General features: G+C 47.0%; 24 protein-coding genes and 1 other RNA gene. 10 read left to right on the top strand and 15 right to left on the bottom strand.

The features are described 5' to 3' along the window. Positions 1 to 327: 327 nt before the first annotated feature. Positions 328 to 543 carry a helix-turn-helix transcriptional regulator gene (locus ACUJFL_RS02845; RefSeq protein ID WP_229584758.1) on the bottom strand — a complete coding sequence of 72 codons (216 nt, stop codon included), beginning with the start codon at positions 541 to 543 and terminating at the stop codon, positions 328 to 330. After that, a complete protein-coding gene (locus tag ACUJFL_RS02850) occupies positions 536 to 985 on the bottom strand; it encodes a hypothetical protein (protein WP_445428441.1) in 450 nt (149 codons plus the stop codon). Before ACUJFL_RS02850 ends, ACUJFL_RS02845 begins: the two co-directional genes overlap by 8 nt. A gap of 540 nt (positions 986 to 1,525) precedes the next feature. Between ACUJFL_RS02850 and ACUJFL_RS02855 the strand changes: the two genes are divergently transcribed. Next, positions 1,526 to 1,735 (top strand): hypothetical protein, encoded by a 210-nt coding sequence (locus ACUJFL_RS02855; protein WP_445428442.1) that lies wholly within the window; start codon positions 1,526 to 1,528, stop codon positions 1,733 to 1,735. A gap of 2 nt (positions 1,736 to 1,737) precedes the next feature. On the opposite strand, the gene ACUJFL_RS02860 is transcribed toward ACUJFL_RS02855, so the two are convergent. After that, positions 1,738 to 2,352 carry a hypothetical protein gene (locus ACUJFL_RS02860; RefSeq protein WP_445428443.1) on the bottom strand — a complete coding sequence of 205 codons (615 nt, stop codon included), beginning with the start codon at positions 2,350 to 2,352 and terminating at the stop codon, positions 1,738 to 1,740. A gap of 28 nt (positions 2,353 to 2,380) precedes the next feature. Beyond that, on the bottom strand, positions 2,381 to 2,602 hold the full coding sequence (locus tag ACUJFL_RS02865) for a helix-turn-helix domain-containing protein (RefSeq protein WP_226752183.1): 222 nt from the start codon (positions 2,600 to 2,602) through the stop codon (positions 2,381 to 2,383). A 231-nt stretch (positions 2,603 to 2,833) separates the two neighbouring features. Here ACUJFL_RS02865 and ACUJFL_RS02870 point away from each other — a divergent pair, with 231 nt between their 5' ends. Further along, positions 2,834 to 3,142, top strand: coding sequence for a hypothetical protein (locus ACUJFL_RS02870; RefSeq protein ID WP_229584763.1), 309 nt, complete (start codon positions 2,834 to 2,836; stop codon positions 3,140 to 3,142). A gap of 18 nt (positions 3,143 to 3,160) precedes the next feature. On the opposite strand, the gene ACUJFL_RS02875 is transcribed toward ACUJFL_RS02870, so the two are convergent. Then, positions 3,161 to 3,847, bottom strand: coding sequence for a thiol:disulfide interchange protein DsbA/DsbL (locus ACUJFL_RS02875; protein ID WP_445428444.1), 687 nt, complete (start codon positions 3,845 to 3,847; stop codon positions 3,161 to 3,163). Positions 3,848 to 4,007: 160 nt separating this feature from the next. On the opposite strand from ACUJFL_RS02875, the gene ACUJFL_RS02880 reads away from it, so the two are divergent. Next, entirely contained in the window at positions 4,008 to 4,982 is a 975-nt protein-coding gene (locus tag ACUJFL_RS02880; RefSeq protein ID WP_445428445.1) for a DUF4862 family protein, read from the top strand. Between the two features lie 53 nt (positions 4,983 to 5,035). Further along, a complete protein-coding gene (locus ACUJFL_RS02885) occupies positions 5,036 to 6,055 on the top strand; it encodes a zinc-binding alcohol dehydrogenase family protein (protein ID WP_445428446.1) in 1,020 nt (339 codons plus the stop codon). A gap of 49 nt (positions 6,056 to 6,104) precedes the next feature. Here ACUJFL_RS02885 and ACUJFL_RS02890 read toward each other — a convergent pair whose 3' ends face one another. The 3 genes from ACUJFL_RS02890 to recQ all read right to left on the bottom strand — a co-directional run bounded on the left by ACUJFL_RS02890 (position 6,105) and on the right by recQ (position 9,853). Further along, a complete protein-coding gene (locus ACUJFL_RS02890) occupies positions 6,105 to 6,710 on the bottom strand; it encodes a YkgJ family cysteine cluster protein (protein WP_226752178.1) in 606 nt (201 codons plus the stop codon). 111 nt (positions 6,711 to 6,821) lie between these two features. Next, a complete protein-coding gene (locus tag ACUJFL_RS02895) occupies positions 6,822 to 8,015 on the bottom strand; it encodes a 7TM-DISM domain-containing protein (protein ID WP_306177274.1) in 1,194 nt (397 codons plus the stop codon). 38 nt (positions 8,016 to 8,053) lie between these two features. Then, on the bottom strand, positions 8,054 to 9,853 hold the full coding sequence (recQ, locus tag ACUJFL_RS02900) for a DNA helicase RecQ (protein ID WP_445429058.1): 1,800 nt from the start codon (positions 9,851 to 9,853) through the stop codon (positions 8,054 to 8,056). 142 nt (positions 9,854 to 9,995) lie between these two features. Between recQ and ACUJFL_RS02905 the strand changes: the two genes are divergently transcribed. Beyond that, complete coding sequence (locus tag ACUJFL_RS02905) at positions 9,996 to 10,448, top strand: thioesterase family protein (protein WP_445428447.1); 453 nt, start codon at positions 9,996 to 9,998, stop codon at positions 10,446 to 10,448. A 100-nt stretch (positions 10,449 to 10,548) separates the two neighbouring features. Further along, complete coding sequence (locus ACUJFL_RS02910) at positions 10,549 to 11,226, top strand: DUF599 domain-containing protein (protein ID WP_226752175.1); 678 nt, start codon at positions 10,549 to 10,551, stop codon at positions 11,224 to 11,226. A gap of 62 nt (positions 11,227 to 11,288) precedes the next feature. Here the strand turns inward: ACUJFL_RS02910 and dolP are convergent, their stop codons facing one another. From dolP to ACUJFL_RS02930, 4 genes are read right to left on the bottom strand one after another with little or no spacing between them, the layout of a single operon-like run. Further along, positions 11,289 to 11,855: a division/outer membrane stress-associated lipid-binding lipoprotein gene (gene dolP / locus ACUJFL_RS02915; protein WP_226752174.1), complete on the bottom strand. Its 567-nt coding sequence runs from the start codon at positions 11,853 to 11,855 to the stop codon at positions 11,289 to 11,291. 1 nt (position 11,856) lies between these two features. Then, positions 11,857 to 12,444, bottom strand: a complete 588-nt coding sequence (locus ACUJFL_RS02920) for an SIS domain-containing protein (protein ID WP_226752173.1) — start codon at positions 12,442 to 12,444, stop codon at positions 11,857 to 11,859. An 11-nt stretch (positions 12,445 to 12,455) separates the two neighbouring features. Then, on the bottom strand, positions 12,456 to 12,800 hold the full coding sequence (locus ACUJFL_RS02925; protein WP_445426078.1) for a YraN family protein: 345 nt from the start codon (positions 12,798 to 12,800) through the stop codon (positions 12,456 to 12,458). A 6-nt stretch (positions 12,801 to 12,806) separates the two neighbouring features. Then, entirely contained in the window at positions 12,807 to 14,684 is a 1,878-nt protein-coding gene (locus tag ACUJFL_RS02930; protein WP_445428448.1) for a penicillin-binding protein activator, read from the bottom strand. Positions 14,685 to 14,744: 60 nt separating this feature from the next. On the opposite strand from ACUJFL_RS02930, the gene rsmI reads away from it, so the two are divergent. Further along, on the top strand, positions 14,745 to 15,596 hold the full coding sequence (gene rsmI / locus ACUJFL_RS02935) for a 16S rRNA (cytidine(1402)-2'-O)-methyltransferase (protein WP_445428449.1): 852 nt from the start codon (positions 14,745 to 14,747) through the stop codon (positions 15,594 to 15,596). A 7-nt stretch (positions 15,597 to 15,603) separates the two neighbouring features. On the opposite strand, the gene ACUJFL_RS02940 is transcribed toward rsmI, so the two are convergent. Next, positions 15,604 to 16,677, bottom strand: coding sequence for an alpha/beta hydrolase (locus ACUJFL_RS02940; RefSeq protein WP_445428450.1), 1,074 nt, complete (start codon positions 16,675 to 16,677; stop codon positions 15,604 to 15,606). A 184-nt stretch (positions 16,678 to 16,861) separates the two neighbouring features. On the opposite strand from ACUJFL_RS02940, the gene rnpB reads away from it, so the two are divergent. Further along, an RNA gene (rnpB, locus tag ACUJFL_RS02945) (RNase P RNA component class A) lies at positions 16,862 to 17,242 on the top strand. 63 nt (positions 17,243 to 17,305) lie between these two features. On the opposite strand, the gene ACUJFL_RS02950 is transcribed toward rnpB, so the two are convergent. Beyond that, the gene (locus ACUJFL_RS02950) at positions 17,306 to 20,149 is read right to left on the bottom strand and encodes a TonB-dependent receptor (protein WP_445428451.1); all 2,844 of its coding nucleotides are present in this window, start codon (positions 20,147 to 20,149) and stop codon (positions 17,306 to 17,308) included. 197 nt (positions 20,150 to 20,346) lie between these two features. Here ACUJFL_RS02950 and ACUJFL_RS02955 point away from each other — a divergent pair, with 197 nt between their 5' ends. Both ACUJFL_RS02955 and ACUJFL_RS02960 read left to right on the top strand, forming a co-directional pair. Continuing rightward, positions 20,347 to 21,741, top strand: a complete 1,395-nt coding sequence (locus ACUJFL_RS02955) for an SH3 domain-containing protein (RefSeq protein WP_445428452.1) — start codon at positions 20,347 to 20,349, stop codon at positions 21,739 to 21,741. A gap of 11 nt (positions 21,742 to 21,752) precedes the next feature. Continuing rightward, a complete protein-coding gene (locus ACUJFL_RS02960; protein ID WP_306177267.1) occupies positions 21,753 to 22,850 on the top strand; it encodes a dipeptide epimerase in 1,098 nt (365 codons plus the stop codon). On the opposite strand, the gene ACUJFL_RS02965 is transcribed toward ACUJFL_RS02960, so the two are convergent. Then, positions 22,847 to 23,692 carry a MurR/RpiR family transcriptional regulator gene (locus ACUJFL_RS02965; RefSeq protein ID WP_236128904.1) on the bottom strand — a complete coding sequence of 282 codons (846 nt, stop codon included), beginning with the start codon at positions 23,690 to 23,692 and terminating at the stop codon, positions 22,847 to 22,849. The two genes, ACUJFL_RS02960 and ACUJFL_RS02965, sit on opposite strands and share 4 nt — an antisense overlap. Between the last annotated feature and the right edge of the window lie 282 nt (positions 23,693 to 23,974).

Raw genomic sequence — 23,974 nt, forward strand, 5'->3', positions numbered from 1 at the left:
GGTTGCTGCTACGCTTACAAGGTTATTTAACGCTCTGAGCGATCACCGCCCATAAGTTTTAGCCAAGTCGAAGGGCAAGTGCACGGCAATTGTTGCTCTTCACCAATACAATTACGCAAAAATATATACTACTTTTTGTCCATAAGAATTGGAGCCTTTTAAGGCCCCTTAGACAGTTGGGAGACATTCGTTGATCATGACCGTTGTGTCGTGAGCAGCCGCCATACCGGATACTCAGCAATCCGTTACCGCCACATGTCGAGTGAAGATTCGATAAAGGATTTCCAATAGCACTGTGATACTCGTTACCTATTTGATATAGATTAATTAGTTAGAAGGTTTTTCTAGTCTGAAAATGGATTCAACCGGCGTATTGAAATACTCTGCAATGCACAGAGCAATCTGAACAGAGGGCGTGAACCTGCCTGTTTCAATGGTACTAATTGTCTTTCGAGATACGCCAATAGCAGCTGCTAGCTTTTGTTGAGAAATACCCTTTTCAGCGCGATGCACAACAATGTTATTTGAAACTATTCTACTCATTGTCCTTTCTCAACCCTACTGCTATCGTAATTCCGTAAGCGACAGCGCTTATTCCCAAAAAACATGTCATTAAATGTTCACGTGAGAGAGGAACAAAATTATAAACACCTAACGCCCCCGGTATAAACGCAAACATTACGGTAATGTAACCGACTTTATACGCTTTGAGGCTTACCATATTCAAAAATTCATCTTCAAATGTACCTCTCCATGCTTGTTTCGAAAATGAAAAATTTCCCTGTAGTTTCCATGATGCTAATAAATAAATTACGGCAAACATTATTCCTGAAGCAATGATAATGATGAGCCCCAAAACTCCTCCAAGCTCTAAAAAATTTGCTGATGTCACAGATAAAATTAAAATCCCAGCTAGTAAATGAAGGTATCCATGCCACTTAAGATATTCGTATTCTAATTCAGCAGTAGTTTTTAGAGCTTGCATAACAGCTTTCCTTGTTTTTTCTGGTAACGATTTATTTGGATCGTTTATACCCACTGTATACCTTAAGGTTGCAATTTGACACCTTAAGGTATCAATCTTTTTTTACTAAAGTAGACTTATAGAGATTAATCTAGTTCAAACTTCCATGGAAACGAGGTTGTAAGAGCTGGTTAATCAATGAAATGAATCCTGTCTTAAAGGACTTATATTCAGTCTTGTTGGACTCAATTTATTTGATTTGCCAAGCTGTTAGGTCATTGCCTTCGCAAGCATGACTTGATGTAGATGTCGCGAACAGCGGCTATTGGATTAGCTTGCCAATCAAGTCATTGGGTTAGAACAATAATGCCTTTAAAATAGGGTGCTCAGAGGTAACGTAATGAAACTGCCCATAGCACCAATTGAGATGAATGTTGGTGAACGTCTGCAAATGGGACAAACAAGCTATTCAACTAAACGAATACCACTCTGGCTTTTATTCCCCTTAGAGCGAGCCGACTGATCATCGTTGGCCAAGGTTTTAAGAAAACGGGTGTTTGAGTGCGCCGACGAAGCATGGCGCGAGTTACGTTTTTGCTTTGGACAGCGCATGAGCAGTTGGGCTTTCGAGCGGAAGTGGGGTCGCATTTTCTTTGGATACTTTCTTTTGTCGACGCAAAAGAAAGTATCTTGCCAACGGCGAAAAGGGTCATTGCCACTATTTTGCAATATCACCATGCCGCCGTGGCTCGGCTTTCGCCAGTGGCGTAAAATTATACGACCTCAAGCATCTGCGGTGGCGACAGAAAGTAAAAGGCCAGTAATAACAACGCCACTGGAAAAACAAAGATATTGGCAGGACTGAAAATGATCGATAGTTGGAACAAACAGCAGGCCAGCAGGATCACCGAGAAGTACTTTAAAACACTTGGCGCGCCGGTGCGATTTCGCAGTAACACAATACTGAGTATAAAGCCGACTAACGCATAGGCAAATAATAACCCTAGCGCCACCACTACGGTAAACTCACCAATGGTGTTGATTGCCTGTTCAGACAGCGAGCTGGCGGTGAAGCTGAGTGTGATATCAACCAGCACTGTGGCGTGGAATAAGGTAACCAGCAGCGCCAGTATCAGCAATAAAATGGCTGCACTGTTAGAGGTTAGGCGTTCAGCAAAACTGCGCCGTAAGCTCAGGTAGATATACACTTCTAAAGCGCCAATCAATACAAAGGCCAGATCGGACCAACTTAGGCTAAGTAAGTCTGCTCGATACACTTCAGCAAAATTCTCCGAGCCAATATGAAAGGCGTATAGCCAATAGATAGGAAAGGCTACGGCGAGCAGTAACGCCGCAATACCGGGTGCAACAAATTCGTGCTTTAACATAGTAACTCCTGTTTACAATTAACCGCGCTTACTCCGTGTCAGTATCATTGTTTATATATTGCAAAATATCGCCAGGCTGACAACTCAGCGCCTGACAAATAGCCGCCAGCGTACTAAAGCGGATGGCTTTTACCTTTCCTGTTTTTAGCAGCGACAGATTTGTCATAGACACACCCACCTGCTGCGATAACTCAGTAAGAGACATCTTCTTTTTAGCCAGTTCGATATCGAGATTAATTTGTATATTCATAGTACAAACTTTAGCCTGTTAATTTGCGTATATCAATAAATATTTTACGATAAACGTAAATTTATAGTTTTGATCGGATTATTTGCAGCGACAAAACTCAGAATTGTGACTTGTCTTTGCGGTCTGATGCACTTTGTGCAAAGATCGCGATCTTAACCTGTTGTAAGATGCAATAGGCATGGCGCAGCGGCTGAATCGCGGCTCAATATACAGAAAGGATTAGGTTTAACCATGAAAAAGCTGTCGAGTGTGCAAAAGAAACAACAAGCGTTAGTCATGGACGTCGTCACCACGCTGGAACAGCAAGCCATGCAGCAATTAGCCGGCGTGCAGCAATGTTGGTTTAGCATGGAATACAATGTGTTCCCCAGCTCGCTATTAGTGCGTTTGCAATTTGTAGAGCAGGCGGCGTTAGATGCGGCGCAGGCAGTGTTATTGCCGTGGCAAAAAAAGCTCAGTGGCTTATTGTTAAAAAAGGGCGTAGTGCTAAAAGATATGCGCAAACATTTGGTGTTTACGTTAAGTGGGCCAGAGGGTTAAGGCTGGCCCACTGCATGTTTAAGGTTTGTTTTGCAGGTAGTTTAACAGCTCATAATAATCTTCAGCGGTTTTCACATCTTCCGGTAAATCACCATTCACCAGATACTTACCTTTAACCACCACACTGGGTACGCCTTGAATACGGTTATCGAGCATTTCACGGTTGGCTTGCTCCATCGCTTGGCGTACGGCTGGCGATTGTGCCAGTTCAGTTAATTGTTTTGGATCGAGCCCATGTTGCTCCATGAACGCATTAATTGCTTGGGTATCGGGCATGGTGTTTTGTTGTTCCCGTGTTTGCCGATACAGTTCAAACAACGGCTCAACTAACTGCTCATTACCGCTTTGTTGCAAGGCATAAAACACACTGGCATCAAAAGCCCAACGCTCGCCTAGGGCAGGATGCTTGCGTACCAACACCACATCCGGATTGGCTTGCAGATAATTGCGTAAGGTCGGTTCAAAGTTTTGACAATGTGGGCAACCTAACCAAAAGTATTCAGTAATGTAACGCTGATGCGCGGCTTCAAGTACCGGGTTGGCTAAAACAGTGTAGTGGCTACCTTCGGTAAACGCGCGACTGCTTGCAGCAGGAGCCGCTTGTTCCACGGCCGCTGTCGGAGAATTACTGCTTGGCTCAGGCGAACAGGCGCTGATCATTAAAAAAGCGGAGCTAAGGAGTAAGGTTCGGTGAAAAAACGTCATAAAGATTCCTAATCAGGTTATAAACACCACAGATGCGTGTATCGAGTGTAATCACTTTAGCGCAGCAGTACAATCGCTAGGCTTCACCGCTAGGCTGGGGCTGCCGTTTTTTAACAAGACACGGTATGATAGTTTTTTTTTCTTGCACAGGTTTCAAGCCATGTCGTTTTATTTAGGGGCTTATGCCGCCTCTCCTAATGTATCGGGTTGGGATCCCCAACTTGAAGCTGCTTATTATCAACAGTTAAAAAGCTTAGAATCGGTTCGTGGCTTAGAGCACCCTTTTTTAGGTAGCTTGCATGCGCAGGATGATCAGTGGTTTTTGCAGCATATTGATACTAATTGGGATTTTGTTTTTACCACTATTCCTGGCGTGATGAACGCTTTAGCAACCTTACCTACATTTGGCTTGGCATCTACGGATGAAGCCGGGCGTGAAGCCGCGATTGCCTTTATGCGCCAAGCGAATCATGCCATTGCAAAGTTGAATACCCATCTGAAACGACAAGCCGTGACCGCCATTATGCTACATAGCGCGCCAGCACGGCATAACTGTGCCGGTTCTGCTGCGGCGTTTAAAACATCTATGCAAACCTTGTTAAGTTGGGATTGGCACGGTGCGCGTTTGCTGGTAGAGCATTGTGATGCCTTAATCGACAGCCATGCGCCTTCTAAAGGGTTTTTAAGTTTAACCGATGAGTTAAGCGTGCTATCTGAACTGAATGCCACCCAAGCGCCTGAGCTACCGCTAGGCGTTGTGATTAACTGGGGCCGTTCAGTGTTAGAAACACGGCAGCTCGACGGCGCCTTGCAGCATATCGCCGCAGCCAAAGCCCAGGGTTTGCTCGCCGGCGTGATGTTCTCGGGTATTTCTGATCAAGCCACCGAGTATGGCGCTTGGCGAGACAGCCATCAACCGGCACAAACGAATGAATTAGTGGCATTTGGTGAGCCAGGTTCTTGGTTAACTGAGCAAGCAGTGGCAGACACCTTACAAGCTTGCCAAGGGGTTAATTTAGCGGTGCTGGGTTTAAAAATAGGCATTCGCCCACATAGCGCCGATTTAACCTTACGGCTGAATTATTTGCGGGCACAGCTTGGTATGCTGCAACGGCAGGTGGCGCTTTGTCGCTGAAGCTTGGCACACTGAATTTCAGTTATTAAATTTGATAAAAAGCAGAGGGATATATGAAAGCGATTGGCTATCAACACTCACTAGCAATTAGCGATGCGGCAGCATTATTGGATATTGAAGTACCGCAACCGGCGGCCAGCGGCCATGATGTGTTGGTGAAGATCGCTGCCATCTCGGTTAATCCGGTTGATACAAAAATTCGGCAACGAGTCACACCGCCAGCCGGTGAATATAAAATTTTAGGCTGGGACGCAGCAGGTGAAGTCGTTGCTGTTGGCGAAAAAGTGCAGCATTTTGTGCCGGGCGATAAAGTCTTTTACGCCGGTGCATTGCAGCGATCAGGCTCGAATGCAGAATTTCAGCTGGTGGATGAACGTATTGTCGGCAAAATGCCGGTGAACCTCAGTTATGCAGAAGCGGCAGCCTTACCCTTAACGGCGCTAACGGCCTGGGAAATGTTATTTGACCGCCTAGATATTGCTACGCCTAGCTTAAAACATCCGAAACCGGTGTTACTGGTGGTCGGGGCTGCCGGTGGTGTCGGTTCGGTATTGTTGCAACTGGCGCGGCAATTAACCACGGTAACGATTGTCGCGACGGCTTCCAGAGCAGAAACACAAGCTTGGGTGCGAGAGATGGGCGCGCACTATGTAATTGATCACAGTAAGCCGTTGTTAGCGCAGTTGCAGGCGCTGGGTATTGATGCAGTCAGCCATGTGGCAAGTTTAACCCATACTGATACCCATTATGCCGAGTTAGTGAAAGCGCTGGTGCCACAAGGTAAGCTGGCATTGATTGACGATCCGGTCGGTGGCTTGGATATTATGCCGTTGAAGCAAAAAAGTATTTCTCTGCATTGGGAGTTTATGTTTACTCGGTCGTTATTTGCTACTGCCGATATGCAGGTACAACATCAGATATTAACCGATCTTGCCAAGCTGATTGAACAAGGCCAAGTCAAAAGCACGTTGCAACAACAATTAGGCACTATTAACGCTGCCAATTTACGTAAGGCTCACGCACTGTTGGAAAGCGGTAAAGCCATGGGTAAGATTGTTTTAGCAGGGTTTTAAACGTCAGACCTGACAGAGCAACCGGCTGTGTCAGGTCTGCATTAAGGCATTAGGCTATTTGTAAATCAGTACTGAAACTACTGTAATAGGATTTAAATAACACTTTTTCTAGCGCCATAAACAAGGCTTGATTGATCGGATAATGCTTATTACCCAATTCATAATCTAGCTCGTTTACCTGCTCTTTGGCTGACATCATCATCGGTGGCGGATGCTCAGTCAGCATAATCAGGTGTTGTTGGTACTTTTCTGCTTTATCACTTTTGATGGTTTTACACACCGAAAGTGAGGTTTTGCCCATTTTGTCACGGTATCCTGCCGCACCAAAAACTCGGCAAATACTAGGCCGCTGCTGATATACAGTGCATTGCCCTTGCTTGCCATCAAACGATAGCCGCTGGTAAAAAAAGCAACCAGAAACTTCTGGTAACTCTTCGAGTTGTGTCAGTGTTTGCTCGGCTTTACCCTGATCAAACAGGTGTAATGCCAGCGGTAACATTTCTAGCACGGTCGCTTCAATAGTGGGTTGAGTGCAGCACTCACCACAGCTACTACGACAGCTTAAACCGCTGTCTTGCTGATAACTGGAAAATGTGTCCGCCATTTCGCCATACACAGCCTCAACACGACGCGATAACTCACGCAGTCGTTGCATTTAAGACTCCGAACGAAATAACTAAAGAATAGTCAAAAGAAACGGCGATTTGCCGCGGCGCCATTCTAGGGTGCTATGGCCTCTGTCTGCAAGAGGCAGTTGAAAATATAGTCAAAGATCACGACGGGCAAACTGTAAACGTGCTTTAGGAATATGCAGTAATAAAAAAGTGGAGATGGTCAAAACAAACAATAAGCTAGTATTAAGCCACTGCACGAAGTTGGCCATGTAACTAAGTTGCAGAAGTAATAACTGCAAGGTAGCCGCCACCGCTAGTAAGGAAAACCGTGGCGTGTAGCGGACCTGCGTGGTTAAACTAATAAATAATGCCTGCAGCAACGTGATGCTTAACACTAAAGTCATGCAGATAAATAAGAGTTTAAGCTTCATGGGGCCCGAGGCAAATAACGGGCTAAACAATAGTAACAAGGCCAGCAAGAAACTGCCGCTATTCAGCCATAAACCATAGCCTGAACTTTGCCGAAGTAAACTAAAACGGGCAAACAAGCTTAAGCAAGCTAAGCTCGCCCCAACACTAATGTAAATAAATACCGCGTTCATTTCCGGATGTAATGGCCATAAGCGACTAAAGGCTTGGCCATTAAGCGTAATTAACACTAATAAAAAGGCCAGATAAAATCCCGCTAAGGCATACAGTGCTGGTTGATGTTGCTGCACACCCCGGCACAGTGCTAGCAAGACCAGTAACAGCAGGGCGCCATTAATCATACTGTCTTGTTGTAACTGCTGCTGGCTTGCTTCGAGCAGCGGTGCAAGCGAAGAAATGCTTAATTCGGTTCCTATCATGGCGGCATCTTCTAGCTTAATTAACACACTGGTTTGCTCTGCAATGTCAAAGCGCAGCGGTTGTGAAAAGCTGTAAAGCGGCAAGGGCCGCTCACTAAATGGAAATGCGCTACCGCTGCGCCCCAGAAATTGCACGCTAGGGATGTCGGTTGCGACTTTATAAAAACTGACTTTATCGACGGCGAGAAAATGATAGCTCAGCACCGCATCCCAGGGTTCAGGGTATGGGTTTTTAATTTTGGCTAACAGCCAAACGGCTTGTTGTGCGGTGATCCTAAGGGTATTTTGTTGGGGGGTTAGCGCGGTAAAGTTATGAAATAACGCGGGGTCGGCGACCAGTTCATTGGCCGACAGTGACACATCGGTGATTTGATACTGTAGCTCGGTTAACCGATGCGGTTGTTGCTGAATAATATCCAAGGTACCGGCAGCATGAACGCTGCAACATAGGCTTAAGCATAACAAGGCGATGCGGGCTAAGGTCAGAAAAGGTGACAAGCTGTGAACCTCAGGTTAAAAAGTAGGATATTTGCTTACTACTCTAGCAGAGGGTTACGGCTGTCAGCCAGATAATCCCCAATTTCGGTCATAAATTCTTTGCCGTAACGACTTAACTTCGTAAAACCCACCCCTGAGACCGCGAGCATGGCGGCGTTATCGGTGGGTAGTTTGTGGCACATATCAATCAACGTTGCGTCGCTAAATACCACAAAAGGTGGCACGTCATCGCGCTCCGCTATGGCTTTGCGTAGTGTTCGCAGGCGGGCAAATAATACCTTGTCATGTTTTTGTTGGCCAAGCTTCGCCGGCGTTTTACTGCTGGCTTGAAGGCGAGGCACCGCCAGTTGCAGTGGGTGTTCACCTCGCAGCACTGGGCGTGCCGCGGGCAATAAACGTAATACCGAATGCTGAGTAATATCTTGCTGTAACAAGCCAAAGTGAATGAGTTGTCGAAAAATACTTAACCAATAATCATGGCTGAGTTGTTTACCTAGGCCCCAGGTAGAGAGTTTGTCGTGCCCAAGCTCCTGAATTTTATGATTTTGACTGCCGCGTAGCACTTCAATCACATGGTGCAGGCCATAGTTTTGGCCTACCCGATAAACACAAGACAACGCCTGTTGCGCGGTTTGGGTACCATCAAATTGCTGTGGCGGGTTTAAGCAAATATCGCAGTTGCCACAGGGTTGTTGTCGCGCTTCGCCAAAGTAATTTAATAACACCAGTCGGCGGCACGTTTGCGCTTCGGCAAAAGCGGCCATTGATTGAAAGCGCTGCCACGCCACTTCTGCGCGTTGCGGGTTATCTTCGGCTTCCAACCAGCGTTTCATTCTGGCGATATCAGCCGGATCAAATAACAGCAGCGCTTCTGCCGCTACGCCATCTCGTCCTGCTCGCCCTGTTTCTTGGTAATACGCTTCAATAGTGCGGGGGAGTTCAAAATGCACTACAAAGCGAATATTTGGTTTATTGACACCCATGCCAAAGGCCACGGTAGCAACAATAATACTGATATCATCGCGTTTAAAGGCGTCTTGTACCTGGTCACGTTGGGCTGCGTCATAACCTGCATGATAAGCGGCCACGCGAAAGCCCCGCTCGGCTAATTGTGCGGTTAACTCATCTACTTTACGCCGCGAACTACAGTAAATAATGCCGCTGTTATTTTCTTGTTGTTTCAGATAAGCCAGCAGTTGTTCTAATGGCCGAAATTTTTCTTGTACTGTGTAGCGAATATTCGGGCGATCAAAACTGCCGCGATAAATCAGTGGGTTGTTTAGATCGAGTTGTTGCAAGATATCTTGCTGAGTGCCGGGATCAGCGGTAGCGGTTAATGCCATCACCGGCGTGTCAGGAAAACGCTGTTTTAATTGGGCTAAAGCCATGTAGTCAGGGCGGAAATCATGGCCCCACTGCGAAATACAGTGCGCTTCGTCAATAGCAAATAAGCTCACCCCTACTTCTTGTAAACGAGCAATGAAATTGGGTTGCAACAAGCGTTCAGGGGCGACATAAAGTAATTTCAAACGGCCGTCGTACAGCTGCGTAAAGACCTCTTGCACGGCGTCGCGGCTTAAACTGCTATTAATAAATTCGGCCGCAATACCATTGGCTTTTAACGCATCAACCTGATCTTTCATCAGAGACATTAACGGCGAAACGACTAACGTCACTTTAGGTAGGTGTAGAGCCGGTAATTGATAACAAAGTGATTTACCACCACCGGTTGGCAGTAATACAAAGCAATCACGTTGTTGCATCGCCGCACCAATAATTTCAGCCTGGCCTTCACGCCAGGTATCATAACCAAAGGTTTGTTTTAGGGCGGGTAGCATTTGCTCAAGCACGCGGTGTCGTTCTCCGATCAAAAAGAGGCGTATTGTAAGCAGAAATGCCACAAAGTTATACCCCAGTAGGCTTTGCACTGAACAGCAGAGGCAGTACACTGACAAAAATCCACAAAAATAAGACGATGACATGACTCCTGAACAACTGGTGCCTTACATTGCTAGCGTTTTCAATGAAATGCCTTTTAATAAACTCATCGGTTTAACCGTAACACGCTTTGATGAGGACGTGGCTGAAGTACGTTTTAATTGGGCAGAGCAACTTATTGGCAACCCGTTACAGCAAATTTTGCATGGCGGCGTGATTGCTTCGGTACTGGATGTGGCAGGGGGGCTGATGGCCGTATCCAGTGCCTTAGGTCGCGTGCAGCAAGTTGCGCCAGAGCAGTTGCACGAACGTTTCGGTAAAATGAGCACTATTGATATTCGCACCGATTACTTAAGGCCGGGCCGTGGCAACGTGTTTATTGCTAGCGCCAGAGTGATCCGTGCTGGCAATAAAGTGGCAGTTTGTCGTATGGAACTGCATAACGAGCTGGGTATTCATATCGCGTTGGGAACCGGTACTTATCTGGTGGGGTAGTTGCAAAGTTTGTTTACGCATAAGTCTTAATAAAACAGTCTTAAGGCACACTGTGCTTTCGTTATATGATGCACAAAGTTAAAACACGAAGGAGCGTCAAGTGCTGAGCTTATTAGATATTATCGCCTTAGTTTGGTTTAGTTTAGCTTGGGGAGGCTACACACTCTACGCGAAACGCCGCGCGAAAGTGGTGAGTTGTTTGTCATTTGAACTGCGCCGTAAGCGAAACCATTGGATGCAGCAGATGTTACGGCGTGACAATAAGATGGCGGATGTCGGGCTGATTTCTACCCTTGAGCGCAACGTGACCTTTTTTGCGTCGAGTTGTTTGTTAATTATGGCCGGTTTGCTAACGGTGCTGACATCGAGTGAACGCTTAAAGACTATGCTGAGCGGGCTGATCCCGTGGAGCGCGCAAACCGAAACACAAATTCAAATTAAGATTTTGTTGTTAGCACTGATTTATGTGTTCGCCTTTTTCCAATTTACCTGGTCATTACGCCAATACGGTTTTTGTGGGGTATTAATTGGTGCAGCGCCAGATGGACGCGAGATGGCGACAGAAGAACAAGATTTGTATACCAGCCGTACGGCCAAGGTGATTGATCAAGCCAACCACTCGTTTAACTATGGCCTGCGCGCCATCTATTTTTCGCTAGCGGCGCTGACCTGGTTTATTGATAGCAGTTTGTTTATGGGGGCAACTGTGGTGGTGGTATTGATCTTAAAACACCGAGAGTTTCATTCTAAGGTATTAAAAGCCCTGCAGCAGTGCTAAGGGGTTAAAGCAAACGCCATCGCTTATCATGAAAATAAGCGGTGGCGTGTGATTAATTCCGCTTATTGCGGGCTTTCAAATGCTTTAATAACCCGAACCACACCTTCGACATTACGGGCAATATCAACCGCTTTATCTGCTTCAGGCCCACCTACTAGCCCCATTAAAAACACTTCAGCGTTTTCGGTAACCACTTTGATGTTTAAACCACTAACATCATCATCGGCTAACAACTTACTTTTTACTTTAGTGCCAATCCAGCTATCGCGGGTGCGGGTGGTCAGTGAGGTATTGTTGCCAAGGCGAATTTGGTTATGCACCATTTTTACGCTGGCTATATCTTGCACTAAACGTTGTGCTTGCTCGCGAACTTGCTCGCTTTTGGCTTGGCCGGTGAGCAAAATCACGCCATTGTAGCTCGTCACATTCAGATTACTGCCTTTAGCGGTGATGTCATTATCACCTAATGCCCGGCGTGCTTTTAGCACTATACCGTTATCATCAATTTGCGAACCTAAAGTGCGGCGATCATTAGCGGCGGTCACCGCGGTTGCGCCTCCGGCTACAACGGCTGCAGCACAACCTTGTAGTAATAGAATAGCAGCTAAAACACTGGCTAATTTCATCATATTAAAACTCTCCTTGCTGTGGAAACAGCGTCATATCGATCAATTCACAAAGGCAGTGTAGTAAAAAGGTGTAACATTCAATCACCCGTGCCGGACGGTGTGCCGGCACTTTTAATTCAACATCTTGTTGATTTAATAACCCGGATAAATCACTGCTGTTATCTACCGTGAGGGCAATTACTTTCATATCGTTGGTCAGTGCCGCTTCGGTTGCACGGATCAGACTTTGTTCTGCACCATTAAGTGAAATCACCACTAAAATATCCGCAGCTTGACCTAACGCTTTCACTTGCCTCGCTAAGTAATCATGATTTTGTTGGTTAGCCGGTTGCAGGCTAGAGTGATCCGCTTGTAAAGCAAAAGCCGGTAAACACGGGCGCTCGGTTTCAAATTGATCCAATAACAGTTGGGCAAAATGGCTGGCTAAATTAGCGCTGGCCCCTTCACCACAACAAATCACCTTACCGCCATTAATCAGCGTTTGCACTATCATTAGCGCACCGCTTTCAATTGGGCCAGCTAATGCTTCGCTGGTGGCGATCATGGTTTGGATATTTTCACTAAACAGGTGTCTGATATGTTCTTGCATCCGGGGTCCTGTTAACTAAAGGCATTTTGCAGCCAGTTATATTGATAGGGCGCTTGCCCTTCAATGGCTACTACATCTATGCGACAAGGCTGTTGGCTAAGTCGATGCTGCTGTTGATAATACTGTACGGCTTTTAACACTTTTTGGCGTTTGGCTGGCGTAATGGCGGCTAGTGCCCCACCAAACGCTGTGCTCGCCCGATATTTTACCTCAACGAACACCCAGTAAGGGCCATGGCGCATAATTAAATCAATTTCACCGAGCTTACAGCTAAAATTCTGTTGCACCAAGCTTAGGCCTTGTTGCTGCAAAAATTGCAGCGCCAAGGCTTCATATTGCTGACCAAGCTCGTTCATGCGGGCTTACGGCTCTTGCACCGCAACCAAACGGTTGCTGCGGTAACTGCCCCAGCTTAATTGCCGGCTAATACTGCCATCGGCGTTGACAGTCAGTCTGCCAGTAAAACCGGGATGGCTTAAACTGGGTAATTGTTGCTGTTGCTTTAGGCTGCCAATAATGTGATAGGCGTCATAGCCCATTGCGAATAATCGCTGCAGGGTTTCATCCTGCTCACTAAATAATTCAAGGTATTGCTGCCGAACCTTTTGACTGTGCTGTTCGTTTAACAACCAAGGCGTTTCGGTAAACGTGAGGCCGTTGAGATCGCGTAAATCATTAGCATCACCGCCGGCGCTGTAGCTGCGAGAACTGGCGTAAATAGGCAGCTTTGGCGCGGTTTGCATCACCGAGACATCGACAAAGGGTTTAAACATTCTGGTTTGCACCGGATCGGCAAGTAAATATATAGCATCAATATCTAAGCGGCTATGCGCTTCACTTTCCACACTGCCAGGAATTAAACCCGAGATCAGCCGAATACGCTCGCGGCTGCTGTCTGTTTCTAATAACCGGGTGATTAAAGCTTCTAATTCAGCTTTGGCTTCAAATTGGTAGCTCTCGGGTGCCTCATGGCCTAGAGCTTGCCATTGTCGGGTAAAGTGTTGCTGCATACGCTGACTAATGGCATTACGTGAGCTGATGATCACAGGCCGCTTATAATTTTTTTGCGCAAACAATTGCACCATTTGCGCCGCTTCATCTTCCAAATTCAAAGCAAAGTAAAAACGGTCAGGTTGCGCCGGTAATTGACTGTCACGGCTGTTTAAAAACAAGGTTGGGTAAGTCCAATCGGCTTGTTTACTGACTTGTTCTACCTGATCTTTTAACAGAGGGCCAATCACAAAGTCGATTTGTTTCGCTGCTAATTGCTGTTGAATGTCGGCAACCGATTGCTGACTATCAATAAACAGCAATTCACGAGGTAAGCTGTTATCCGCGCTGGTAGCGGCCAGTAAGCCATATTGAATCGCTTTTGCATGTTGCTGAAATTGACCACTAAGCGGCAATAATACGGCGATACGCTTTGGTTGATAAGGCGTTAGGGCCAATTGCTGTTGTAAAGCCTTTGGTAATTGCGACAAGCTCGGTAACTGCGGATAACGCTGTTGCCATTCGGTTAGCGCATTGTTTAATTGCTCGGGGTTGCCCAGCTTATTGCGTACCACTTCTAATAAATTGAGCCAACCGCGCGCGCGTTGGCCTGCACCCACTTGTAAGTTGGTGAGTTCGCTATGACTTAAAGCACTGAGCTGCGGCCATAACTGTTCATGTAATTCAGCATAGCTGTTTAGTAGCGTAGGGTTGTTGCCGAGCATCTCATCTAGTTGCAATAAACTGCGGGCTGCAGCGTAAGCGCGCTGTTGCTGTTGATACAGTTTGGCACTGGACCATAAAAAAGCGGCTTGATCGCTCGGCGCGAGTTGTGCGCGGTTAGTTTGCTCAATCAGTTGTTCGGCTAACGCCAGCTCGTTATGTTGCAGATAAGCTTGTAACAACAGCACCTGATTACGCTGGCGGATCAGCGCACTGTCGCTTTGGCGTAAGGTATCGGTAATGGCTAAGGCCAATGCGCTGTTTTGCTCTAACAAGGCGGCTTCGGCGGCTTTTAATAAGCGAATTTGTTGCGCCTCGCCCTGATAAGTTGCGGCTTGGGCTAACAATTGCTCAGCCGAAAGTGTTGCCGGTTCGGGGGTTTCGTCTTTGGCAAGCTCGGTAATCAGCTCGCGCTCAGCTGTGCTACTTTGCTGCGGAATGGTTTGCGCACAGCTGCTGACTAAGGCGGCCAAGGTTAAAATAAATAGCGGCTTAAATTTGCTGGTTTTCACAATGCACAGTACCATAGAGTTTTCGTGGTGTTATCTTACTGACACAACCCGTTAAGCTCAAATAATTAGCGAAATATGACCAAACAAAGCGGTTCTCTTTATGTTGTGGCCACGCCGATAGGCAATCTGGCTGATATTAGCCAGCGGGCGATAGCTACCTTACAGCAGGTTAGCTGTATCGCAGCTGAAGATACTCGGCACAGCGGCAAGTTATTACAACACCTTGGTATCAGCAATCGATTGCTGGCTTTACATGATCACAATGAAAAACAACGCGCCGCCAGCATTATTGAAAAATGCCTTGCTGGTGAAGATGTTGCGTTAATTTCTGATGCCGGCACGCCATTGATCAGTGACCCTGGTTACAGCCTGGTGCGTTTATGCCGTGAAGCCGGTGTACCCGTAGTGCCGGTTCCAGGTCCTTGTGCCTTGATTACCGCCTTGTGTGCTGCCGGTTTACCGACCGATAAATTTCAGTTTATTGGCTTTTTAGCCGCCAAATCGAGCCAACGGCAAAAGCAATTAGCCGATGTTCCGGCCAATGCTGGCACCATTATTTGTTACGATACGGCACGGCGTATTTTAGATACTTTAGATGATGTTGCCGCAGTACTCGGTGCTGAGCGGCAACTGGTGTTAGCGAAAGAACTGACCAAAACCTTCGAGCATTTTGCCTATGGCAACGCCGCGCAAATTCAGCATTGGTTGCGCGAAGAACCACAGCGCTGCCAAGGTGAAATGGTGTTAATGATTGCCGCCGAAGCCGAAAAGCCGGCTTCAGAGATCAGCGCAGAGGCGCAGCGTACGCTGCAACTCTTGTTAGCAGAGTTACCGCTCAAGCAAGCCGCGGCGTTAACTGCGCAAATTCATAACGAAAAGAAAAATGTGCTGTATCAATTTGCCCTAGGGCTGAAAAGCCCTCATTAAACGCGGCTCAAAAGTAGTAGAAGTTGCGCGCTGTGTCAAAGGTCAGGCTGTCTTCGGCAGTCTGGCCGTTAAAGGCTAACTGAAAAAAACTGCGCACTTGCGAATTCTCCAGTGGCTTACCTTCAAAGTAAGCATGCGAAGTACCGACATGAGCCTGCCCAGTAAAATTAATATAGGTGGCGGTTTTAGATTCTAAGCAGCGTAGGTAATGCCCTAAACGCGCTCTTTGTTTCTCACCCATTTTCATCCGTGATGCCCGTAGCGCACTATCATGTTCATTCAACGTGATATACAAACGATTGCGACACTGAATATTATCTACCCAGTTAGCGTGCCCCGCGTTGTTCGCATCTGCGGCCACCATCACAATATTATCGAAAATTAACTGATCACCGGCATAAACGCTGGAGCTTAACAAATGTTTGTACAGATAATTGCCCATGCTGTGTAGCATCAAATTAATGGTAAAGGGGCAGCGCGCAGCGGCCGCGGCCGTAAAATAGCGATCCCACTTTTCAGCGTCATCACCAAATTTTGCCTCGGTAGTTTGTTCTAATTGTTCGACATAATCGGCATGCAGTTGCTGCACAATACTTTGTAAACGTTCTAGCACCCGGTTAAGTGCGCCAACTGAGGCCAGCGCATCGCGTTTGTCGCTCTTATAACTTAAAACACCTTGTACACCGCCACCATTCGCGGGCCAGCTAAAAATCACCACTTCTAAATTATAGTTTTGTTCAAGCTGTTCTGCGCGGTCGAGCACCGAGGCTAAATCGTTATTAAAGCCATGCACATACAACATGAGGTGGCGCGAGGGGGTGTAGGTTTTCAGTTTACTGACCAATTGCTTGGCAACGTACTCACTGGCAAACATGCTGTCTTGCTCTTGGGCTTTTTTGGCGCTAACGGCTTGGCCCGCGGCGTTCACTCGATCCGGAAAGACATTGATGTGCCATTTGCTATTCACGCGGCTGGCTTCAGCTAAACGTAATTCATTCGGGCCTTCTGCGGGTTTGTCGCCAAAGGCGGTTTTTACGGTGGTTTTGCCTACATTTACGCGCCGATTGGTAATAATAAACATGTTGGCTCCTTATTGAACTAAGGTAGCGAATAAGGCTGGGAGTCGCTGTTGAGGTGACGTTATCGGGTTAACTATAGTTGCCCATGGCGGCTTTGCCATCGAATGATGGCACTTAATGCGAGCATTTGTGTTGCAACAGGCAAATATGCTGTTGTCGGCGCGGCTTTTGCGTATAATGGTCAGCGGAGTGGGTCAAGGCAATCGCTGCTTGCGCAAGCAAGGGGAGGAAAGTCCGGGCTCCACAGGGCAGGGTGCCAGGTAACGCCTGGGAGGCGCGAGCCTACGACTAGTGCAACAGAGAGCAAACCGCCGATGGCTCAGTCTTTCTTCGGAAAGCCTGAGATCAGGTAAGGGTGAAAGGGTGCGGTAAGAGCGCACCGCGCGACTGGCAACAGTTCGTGGCACGGTAAACTCCACCCGGAGCAAGATCAAATAGGCCCTCTATGGCGCGGCCCGCGTTGAGGGCGGGTAGATTGCTTGAGGCTTAGGGTGACCTAAGTCCTAGAGGAATGATTGCTACTCTGGCAACAGAGCACAAAACCCGGCTTAATGACCGACTCCCCTAATAAAGAAAACCGCACGTTGCTAAAACAACGTGCGGTTTTTTATTGCGGGGTGTTAACTCACCTTACATAAACTTGTAATCAAGCAGTAAGGTAAAGGAACGGCCACGTGGATCGGCAATACGCGGTTCCCATGCTGCACCGGCTGCAAAGTCGTTTTGGTGTGCAGTAAAAGGTGGATCGCGATCAAAGATGTTTTTAATGCCAAAGGTAAAGCTGACATTGTCGAAGCCGCTATAGCTCAAACTATAGTTATAGGTGGTATAGCTGCTGACTTCTGGGTTCCAATCGTCTGGAATGTAGCTGCCATTACGCACGCTAACCGGTAATTCATCCTTGTAACCGTCGCGGAATAACTGGCTTAACGTATGGCTCCAATCGCCTTTCACATAGCTTAGGTTCAGCGTATGTTTCCACTTGATCGGCAGGTTGTAATAACGAACATATTCACCTACTAAGTTATCGCTGTAAGGTAGAGAATCTAAGCCTTTGCTCTTGAAGCTGTCGATATAACTACCGTTCATATTTAAGCGCCAATTACCGTCGGCAAACTCGCCGCTTAAATTAGCGTCTACTTCGATACCACGGGTTAGGGTGCCGCCTGAGTTGATATAACGACGGTCGATGGCGATCACTTGACCGCTACTATCACGGATCCAGTTTGCTTGGAACTGATCATAGTTTTCGATCAGTACATCACGAGGCGCGGAGCGGATCGTATCGGTACGTTCAATTTCCCACCAGTCGACACTGAAGTTAAAATTGTCATAAGGCGCGGCCACAAAACCGATGCTCTTCTGCTCTGATTCCTCAGGTTGCAGATCTTCTTTACCACCGAAAATCTCTACCGGGCGAATAGAAGCACAACCGGCCACTGTTTCACTGGCGATACCGCTAACACAGGTGGCAGGATCGGCTAAATCAAGACCAGTATATTGCGATTCAGTGACGCCGTTAAACAGCTGGTTAAAGGTGGGGACTTTAAAGCCCGTGCTATAAGCACCGCGCACTAAGAAGCCCTCTACTGGCCGCCAAGTAAAGCTCACTTTCGGGTTAGTTGTACTACCAAAACCATCATATTTGTCATAACGACCCGATAAGCTGACATCTAAACTATCGAAAATCGGTAGATAGAATTCAGCAAAGACCGCCTGAATATCTCGGCTGACTTTATCTAACACGTTGGCATTATCGAATGGCGCGTTAAAAATTGGCCGCATCTCAGCGCGTTCATCACCATTAAATTTAAACTCTTCACGGCGTAAATCGACACCGAACGCCGCTTGTAATTCACCGCCAGGTAAGTCAAAACCAAAACCGCCACTGATGGTGGCATCTAACTGCGTCATTAATGACTCGCCACCATACAATTTAACACCGGTGGCGGAAGCGGCCTCTAATGCTGCGATACCAGCGGCAGACTGGCTTTGACCAGGTAATAAGAAGGGGTTAATTAAACCGCTGCCTAATACTTGTTGCAGTTCAGCGGTGTAATGGTAACCACCGCCAAGGACAGATTCTGACTCACTTGATGCGCGTGATAAACCTGCGGTGTAGTCCCACTCAATACCAGGAATAATACCTTCAAATGCCGCCATCAAACGATAAGAATTGGTTTCAGTATCAATTTCACGACCACCACAGGCCATACAACGCCAGCGATAAGCAATGGGTTGGCCATAATTGAGTTGTGATGCGCCAAAGTAATTGGCTAAAGCATTGTAAATGGTGTTGTAAGACTCACCGGTGCTAGGATACCAAGTGGCAGGACCAAAGGTCGATCCAGGGGAAATTTGGTTCGGTTCAAAGGCCTTACTGACATCGACTTTGGAAGCAACCAATTCTAAATAAGCACTGTGATTCTCGTTCAGTTTAAACGAGGCACGGCTGATAAAGTCCGTACTTTCTTGCGGCTGTTGAATACGTGCGGCTGCAGGATAGTCCCACGCACAGGCATAACGTGAAGATTCCGAGCTCCATAACTTTTGATCGTAAGGGCCCATCATATCGCCGCCACTTTCACAGCCCGCCGCACCCGGTAAATCTAAAATGTTTACCGCAATGACTGATTGGCCATCACGTGGATCGACTAAACCGGTGCCAATTAAGTTGGGCTGGGAAGCACCACGGTTAAACACGGTAGCAAAAGGGGTGCCCCGTGTATCAGGCGATAAGCCGCGATTGGGTTGGAAGGTATTAGAAAAATCGCGATCTGAGCCTTCTAACGTGGTATTTCGTTTAAAAGACAGGGTACCAAACAGGTTCCAACCATCTTTATTAATATCACCTGCACCTAATAATAGGTTGGTGCGGTAAATGTTACCACCACCGGCTTCTGTCACATCCATGAAGGCAGAAGCTTCACCACCGGTGTAATCTTTCTTGGTAATGAAGTTAATGACACCGCCAATTGCATCAGTACCGTACATGGCAGAAGCGCCATCCCGAAGCACTTCAACGCGCTCTAGGGCAGCAAAGGGGATTGAGTTTAAATCCACTGCGCGGCCTTTTAAGCCGTGTGTGGCAACGCGGCGCCCGTTTAACAATACCAGGGTGGCATCTGCGCCTTGACCCCGTAAGTTCGCTCCTGAAACACCGTTATTACCGCGTTGTTCTTCAGAAACAATACCGCCGTTACTGGCGAGGTTATCTGAGGAGTTACCGGCAATGTTCAGTTGCATCAGTAATTGTTCAGCAGAGGTGATGCCTTGAGCATCAATGTCTGCCTTACTGAATACCGTGAGAGGTAATGAACCTTCAATATTGGTTCTTTTGATATTCGAGCCGGTAACTCTGATGCGTTCAACTTTTGCATCATCGGCTTCCGGGGTTACAGTATCTTGCGCCATGACGACCGTCGAGCTAAAGCCGGCAAGGGCAATAGACTGAATAAGCCTGTTCAACTTCATTGCAATCTCTCCTGGATGTTACACCCTTTATAGTTTTTTATAACGTTGCGCTGCTTAAGCCTTGCGGCGCTGTGCAGGGATGTTTGATTTCTGCACAAATTTAACATAGCAATCTTTTGTTGGTTTTGAAAATAATTTATGCTAAAAATTAATAATATTTGGAATATTTCATTCCTTGATGACCGAGAGTCAAGCAAATGCGTGGTTTTTTAGCTTTAAGATATGCTTTCGCAGGCGGCTTGTTGCTGCTGATAAGTGGCTTAAGTAGTGCTGCGACAGAACATTTCACGTCAGATATTCCCCTGTTAAAAGTCGAGCATTTGTCGCCAGAATATTGGTTAGCGAAGCAGCCCAATGCTGCTGAATTGTTACTTACCCCCAGTCAAATTGTGCAGCAAAATGCCCAAACCTTTGCCCAGCAAGCTGAAATGACTTCGATAGCGGATATTCCGCTGCAGTTTAGCCAGGCCGAGCTGCTCAAGGTAATCGAACAGGTAAGTGCTATACCGCAGTCACCGCGTTTCTTTGCCGATGGCAAACCGCTGCAAGAAAGCGATTGGGCGCCCATCCAGCAACAAGTGAATCGTGCCGGTGTTGCGGAAAACACCAGCACACAATTTGCCTTGGTAACGAAGCGCAGTGCTTTGTTAGCCATGCCAACCACGCTGCGGGTTTTTAACGACAGCATGTCGTTAGATTTAAATCGCTTACAAGAAACCGCCTTGTTTGTCGGTGAGCCGGTGGCGGTGTTACATCAAAGCGCCGACGGTCACTGGTCTTTAGTGCAAAACTACCACTATAGTGGTTGGGTGGCGACAGAGGCACTGGCGCTGGCGCCTCGACAACAGGTACTGGCTTATGCTGAACAAGCGCCTTTTTTAGTGGTTACCGGCGCGCGTGCTTTTAGTAATTATGTACCGAATCAACCGCAGATCTCTGAATTACAGCTGGATATGGGCACCCGCTTGCCGCTATTATCCGCCGATGCAGTGGGGCATAACCTCTATGGTCAAAATCCGCATGCGAGCTATATCGTGCTATTACCCACACGTAACGCCAAAGGGCAGCTACAGTTAGTGCCGGCGTTGCTGGCGCGCAATCAAGATGTGCATATTGGATATTTGCCTTACAGCACCGAGCATATTGTGCGGCAAGCTTTTAAATACTTAGGTCAGCGCTATGGTTGGGGTTACGACTATAACGGCGTCGACTGCACCGGTTTTTTGGTGGATATTTTCCGCACCTTTGGCTTGCTGATGCCGCGTAACTCAGGTCAGCAAGGCTATGGCGAATTTGGTCAAAATGTGCGTTTTACTGAACAAAGCAGCCATAACACTAAGCTACAGGCGATTAAGCGGGCGCAAATAGGCGATTTTATTTATCGTCCTGGTCATGTCATGTTGTATTTAGGTGAAAGTGCGGGCGAACCCTTCGTGATCCATGCGGTATTTGATCTGGCTTATGTTAATGCCGCTGGCGAATTTTATCGTGGCACCTTAAACAGTGTATCCGTCACGCCCTTGGCACCGCTGTATCTCAGTGCTGAGCAGAGCTATCTGGATCGTATTTATGCTATTAAATCGTTGCGTTAACTGAGGTTATTATGAAAATTACCGATATCCGTTTGGGTATGCTGAAGGTGCCATTAAAGACACCTTTTAAAACCGCGTTGCGCACGGTGAATGAAATTGAAGATGTGATTGTCATTATCGAGACTGATACGGGGCATCGTGGTTATGGTGAAGCTCCGGCCACGGCCGTGATCACGGGTGATATTCATGATTCGATAATCGGGGCGATCCGCACGGTAATGAAGCCCAAATTGGTTGGCCAAGACATCAGTGATTTAAACCATCTGATCCGCATTATTCAAAACTGTATTATGAAAAACTACAGTGCGAAGGCGGCAGTGGAAATGGCCGTGTATGACTTATTTGCCCAGCAATATAAAACGCCGTTATACAAATTGCTGGGTGGCGGTGTACCTAAATTGACGACGGACATTACCATCAGTGTCGATTACATCGATAAAATGGTGGCCGATTCCTTAGATGCTGTCGCCCGAGGTTTTGAAACGCTGAAAGTGAAAGTAGGCAAAGATATTGGGGTCGATATCGAGCGGGTAAAAGCAATTTATAACGCTGTGGCAGGTAAGGCGTTGATCCGCTTAGATGCTAACCAAGGTTGGACCGCGAAAGAAGCAGTGTATGCCCTGCATAAGTTAGAAGATGCCGGTGTACGGCTAGAGCTAATCGAACAGCCGGTGAAATACTATGATCTGGAAGGTCTAAAGTATATTACCGAGCGCGTACATACGCCGGTAATGGCCGATGAAAGCGGTTTTGGGCCACGTGAAGTGATTGAACTGATCAAAATGCGTGCAGCCGATATTATCAATATTAAGTTGATGAAAACGGGCGGTATTTCTAATGCCATCAAGATTGCTGATATCTGCTCGTTTTATGATATGCAATGTATGATTGGCTGTATGCTGGAATCGAGCATTAGTGTGGCGGCAGCGGTGCATGTGGCCGTAGCGAAAGCCGATGTGATCACTAAGATTGACCTAGATGGGCCGTCACTGTGTGCCTTTAACCCAGTCACCAGCAGTGTTACTTTTAATGAAGCGGATATTATTATTGGTGATGCCCCAGGCTTGGGCATCACGGATATTCAGGGTCTACAGATGCTGAGCAGTTAATGCTTTTCCAGTAAACCCATGACTTGGTTATGGTCCGCTAGCTGTTGCCGGTTAGCGGGCTGCTGACATAGCATTAAATACAATAAATGACAGAGGTGCTGCTGCGCTTGTTGTGTAATTAACTGTTGCAGCTGCTCGTCGGTTTCACTGCCCAGCGTGAATAATTGCAAATCCGCCCCCGCGCTTTGCGCACTGGTTTGATAACGTGTTAACGAGATAATCTTAAGTTTGCGCTGTCTGGCAAACACTTCTAACCGCAAAATATCCGCATTTTGACCACTGTCTGAGATCAACAGTAGCACGCTATTAGGTGTGAGGGTGCGTGCCAGTTGTAAACTTAATGCCGGATCGCTGTGATACAAGCCCAGTTTGCCCAGTTCAAGTAAGCGGCATTGCATATCGGCGGCGACAACGGCGGAGTGGCCGCAACCCGCTAATAAAATGCAATCGGCTTTATCTAATAACCGAGCGGCTTGTTTCAAGGTTTTTTCGCTATTAATACTCAGCAGATTGCGAAAGCTTTGTGTCAGCCCTAACTGCAATTGTTCGGCGAGCTGCGCTACGCTACCGAGTGCCGTATTTACGTCTTGTTGTTCACGTTGTAGGGTCGATGCGGTCACTACGGCTTCGGTGATGGCTAGTTTTAAATCGGGATAGCCTTTGTACCCTAATTTTTGACAAAATTTCACCACGCTAGACTGGCTAATGCCAACGGCGTCTGCCAATTGTTGAGATGAATAATCACGCATTAAATGCGAATTATCTAAAATAAAGTCAGCGAGTTTCCGCTCGCTAACGGACAACTGGTCCAACATTCCTTGAATTTTCAATAGACTTAGCATGGTTTTTGCCCTTAAACACCGGCAAAGACGCTGCCAGGGTGATAGCTAATGTAAATTTATATTGAATAAATTATTCCGCAATAGCAAGCACGCAGCTTCACTCTGCGCAAAAGGAATTTCCTACGAAAATCATCCACTTCGCTAGAGCGCTTATTTTAGCTCGATCTTATTCGATCTTTGCCGATGTTTTTACCTTGACAGCAGCGGAAGTGGCACCCTAAACTGTCTCGTTGTGGGGATATGTGGGTAATTGTGGATCATTTTGGTAAATTTGTGGTGATA

This window comes from Alishewanella sp. HL-SH05, from assembly GCF_052655985.1.

Bases quoted from the DNA above. Each gene is read 5' to 3' on its own strand.
- ACUJFL_RS02920 (WP_226752173.1), bottom strand. From the start codon at position 12,444: ATGCAAGAACATATCAGACACCTGTTTAGTGAAAATATCCAAACCATG.
- ACUJFL_RS02965 (WP_236128904.1), bottom strand. From the start codon at position 23,692: ATGCTAAGTCTATTGAAAATTCAAGGAATGTTGGACCAGTTGTCCGTT.
- ACUJFL_RS02955 (WP_445428452.1), top strand. From the start codon at position 20,347: ATGCGTGGTTTTTTAGCTTTAAGATATGCTTTCGCAGGCGGCTTGTTG.
- dolP (WP_226752174.1), bottom strand. From the start codon at position 11,855: ATGATGAAATTAGCCAGTGTTTTAGCTGCTATTCTATTACTACAAGGT.
- recQ (WP_445429058.1), bottom strand. From the start codon at position 9,853: ATGCTACCCGCCCTAAAACAAACCTTTGGTTATGATACCTGGCGTGAA.
- ACUJFL_RS02875 (WP_445428444.1), bottom strand. From the start codon at position 3,847: ATGACGTTTTTTCACCGAACCTTACTCCTTAGCTCCGCTTTTTTAATG.
- ACUJFL_RS02865 (WP_226752183.1), bottom strand. From the start codon at position 2,602: ATGAATATACAAATTAATCTCGATATCGAACTGGCTAAAAAGAAGATG.
- ACUJFL_RS02850 (WP_445428441.1), bottom strand. From the start codon at position 985: ATGCAAGCTCTAAAAACTACTGCTGAATTAGAATACGAATATCTTAAG.
- rsmI (WP_445428449.1), top strand. From the start codon at position 14,745: ATGACCAAACAAAGCGGTTCTCTTTATGTTGTGGCCACGCCGATAGGC.
- ACUJFL_RS02885 (WP_445428446.1), top strand. From the start codon at position 5,036: ATGAAAGCGATTGGCTATCAACACTCACTAGCAATTAGCGATGCGGCA.
- ACUJFL_RS02925 (WP_445426078.1), bottom strand. From the start codon at position 12,800: ATGAACGAGCTTGGTCAGCAATATGAAGCCTTGGCGCTGCAATTTTTG.
- ACUJFL_RS02860 (WP_445428443.1), bottom strand. From the start codon at position 2,352: ATGTTAAAGCACGAATTTGTTGCACCCGGTATTGCGGCGTTACTGCTC.
- ACUJFL_RS02940 (WP_445428450.1), bottom strand. From the start codon at position 16,677: ATGTTTATTATTACCAATCGGCGCGTAAATGTAGGCAAAACCACCGTA.
- ACUJFL_RS02960 (WP_306177267.1), top strand. From the start codon at position 21,753: ATGAAAATTACCGATATCCGTTTGGGTATGCTGAAGGTGCCATTAAAG.
- ACUJFL_RS02950 (WP_445428451.1), bottom strand. From the start codon at position 20,149: ATGAAGTTGAACAGGCTTATTCAGTCTATTGCCCTTGCCGGCTTTAGC.
- ACUJFL_RS02930 (WP_445428448.1), bottom strand. From the start codon at position 14,684: ATGGTACTGTGCATTGTGAAAACCAGCAAATTTAAGCCGCTATTTATT.
- ACUJFL_RS02870 (WP_229584763.1), top strand. From the start codon at position 2,834: ATGAAAAAGCTGTCGAGTGTGCAAAAGAAACAACAAGCGTTAGTCATG.
- ACUJFL_RS02880 (WP_445428445.1), top strand. From the start codon at position 4,008: ATGTCGTTTTATTTAGGGGCTTATGCCGCCTCTCCTAATGTATCGGGT.
- ACUJFL_RS02890 (WP_226752178.1), bottom strand. From the start codon at position 6,710: ATGCAACGACTGCGTGAGTTATCGCGTCGTGTTGAGGCTGTGTATGGC.
- ACUJFL_RS02905 (WP_445428447.1), top strand. From the start codon at position 9,996: ATGACTCCTGAACAACTGGTGCCTTACATTGCTAGCGTTTTCAATGAA.
- ACUJFL_RS02845 (WP_229584758.1), bottom strand. From the start codon at position 543: ATGAGTAGAATAGTTTCAAATAACATTGTTGTGCATCGCGCTGAAAAG.